We start from the raw sequence: 2,077 nt of genomic DNA, 5'->3' as shown, positions 1-2,077 counted from the left end.
TTTTAGTACGGGAACATAGCAGTCCGTAGTGCCTGATGCGGACAAAACGCCTTGGTGGTACATGCATGAGAAACCGCCGGACAAACTCTACACCCGAAATGGTCAGTTCCTTCCACTGTCCCTCATTACGGTAATCCTTTACTAAGAATGTAACGGTATCATCATCCATACGGACGGTGCGGTGATTGCTGACGGCAATGCGATGAGTATACTTACCAAGGTATTTAATTACTGTTTGAGCACCATTGAATGTCTTTTTACAATGAGGAATCCAGTCCATACCATAACAGGAATCTAAAAGCTCCTTGAACGTATAATGGTTACGAAATTTTTCTGCAGTACCATGAAATACCAGCTTATCCTCTTTCCACAGCCTCTTTAGTTTCTCCAGATATTTTCCGCGGAACACTTTGGAGATGACCCGGATGGGAAGAAAGAAATTTTCACCATTGTCCTTCCACTGGTTGTTGGAAGCCAGTCCTCCACCCAGCAGGATGGCATGAATGTGGGGATGAAAGTTCATTTCAGAACCCCATGTATGTAAAATGCAGATGTATCCCACCTTTGCGCCGAGATGTTTTGGGTCGGCAGTCAGTTCGCTGATTGTGGAAGAAGCTGCATGGTATAAGGCATCATAAAGAAGTCTCTGGTTGCTGTAAATGACAGGGTTTAAAATATCAGGAACCGTAAAAACCAGATGGAAATAAGGAGCATCAAGGACATCCTCTCTGCGTGCATCCATCCACATTTCTTTCGGAACAGCCTGACACATGGGGCAGCAACGGTTACGGCAGGAATTGTAATGAATCTGTACGAAGCCACAATCCTCACATACACATACATTTGCACCATAGGCACCGGTCTTGCAGTTCATGATGTTATGTGCAACCTTTGCCTGTACAGGGGAAGGTGAATATTGATCAAGGTATGCCGGATAAAAACGATGAAAAATATCCTGTACTGTGGGCTTATCCATTGGCTGTACCATCCTTTCTGTCAAAAGGACTGCGGATGCCCATAAGGGATTTGTTGCTGACATGAAGATAAACTTCTGTGGATTTCGGATCGCGGTGTCCAAGCAATGCCTGAATATTCCGCTGTTCCACTCCCTGCTCCATAAGGTGGGTGGCAAAGCTGTGACGGAGGCAGTGAGGAGTAACACCGGATAACCCGGCAGCCGATGCAGAACGTCGGATAACCTGTTCCAGTGTACTTACGGTAAGATACTGCCCTGTAAACTGATTCGGAAACAGAATGCCCTTTGGTCTGCCTTTCCGGAACCAGTATTCCGTAAGAAGTGCAAGGTTTCTTTCAGACAGAATGGTATAACGGTCCATCCGGTTCTTGGTATCCCGGACATGAATCTGCATGTTTGTGCGGGAAATATCATCATAATGAAGATGAATCACTTCCGAGACACGCATTCCGGAAGAATACATTGTGGCGAACATGGCTTTATATTTCAGGTCATCCGTAGCATCAAGAAGCCGGCCAATTTCATCAGTAGAAAGTACGGTTGGGAGTTTGTGCTCTATTATCATGCGTGGAACAGTGATATCATCCCACAGAACGTGAAGTACATTCCGATAGAAAAAACGGATGGCTGAATTATAAAGGTTGAGGGTGGTCGCTTTCAGACCATCGTCCTTCTTGGCAAGAAGAAAGTCCCTGACATCCTGACAGGTAAGCTCTTCCGGGTGCTTTTCCATGTAATTAAGGAAATAAGAAACATAGTTTTTGTAGCAGTTAATGGAACGCTCTTTAAGGTTACGGATTTTTCCGGCTTCCTCAAGCTGTAATAAATATTTTTCGTACATAATAATTCCTCCATGTAAAGTCAGTAATTTCGGGTATCACTGCTTACATGGAGGTGCATTGGAATAATAAAACCGCTTGCTAAAAGAACGGTTAGGTGTTAATCTTTTCATAGGCAGTGGTAATGTCGATCCTGTTTGATTGTTGGTTGTGGTGACTTAACAATACTACTATTAGGACTTGGTTTCCACTGCTTTTTTATTTAGGAAAAGAAAAACTGCGTCACAGCCTTGGCAGGCCATCGCGCAGCGATTTTGTTCAA

General features: G+C 44.2%; 2 protein-coding genes. Both read right to left on the bottom strand.

The window, feature by feature from the left end; translation table 11 throughout:
• Positions 1–976: IS91 family transposase (locus M72_RS13280; RefSeq protein WP_055068565.1), on the bottom strand; the 976-nt coding region annotated here is incomplete at its 3' end.
• Entirely contained in the window at positions 969–1,817 is an 849-nt protein-coding gene (locus M72_RS13275; RefSeq protein ID WP_055068564.1) for a tyrosine-type recombinase/integrase, read from the bottom strand. The genes M72_RS13275 and M72_RS13280, both read right to left, overlap by 8 nt.
• Between the last annotated feature and the right edge of the window lie 260 nt (positions 1,818–2,077).

Origin of the sequence: Roseburia faecis, assembly GCF_001406815.1 — a bacterium.
GTDB lineage: Bacteria > Bacillota > Clostridia > Lachnospirales > Lachnospiraceae > Roseburia > Roseburia faecis.
The sequence above is the reverse complement of the archived record's forward strand: the minus strand, read 5'-3'. Positions and strand labels throughout refer to the sequence as shown.

Excerpts from the sequence above, each read along its gene's own strand:
- M72_RS13275 (WP_055068564.1), bottom strand. The coding sequence starts at position 1,817 with ATGTACGAAAAATATTTATTACAGCTTGAGGAAGCCGGAAAAATCCGT.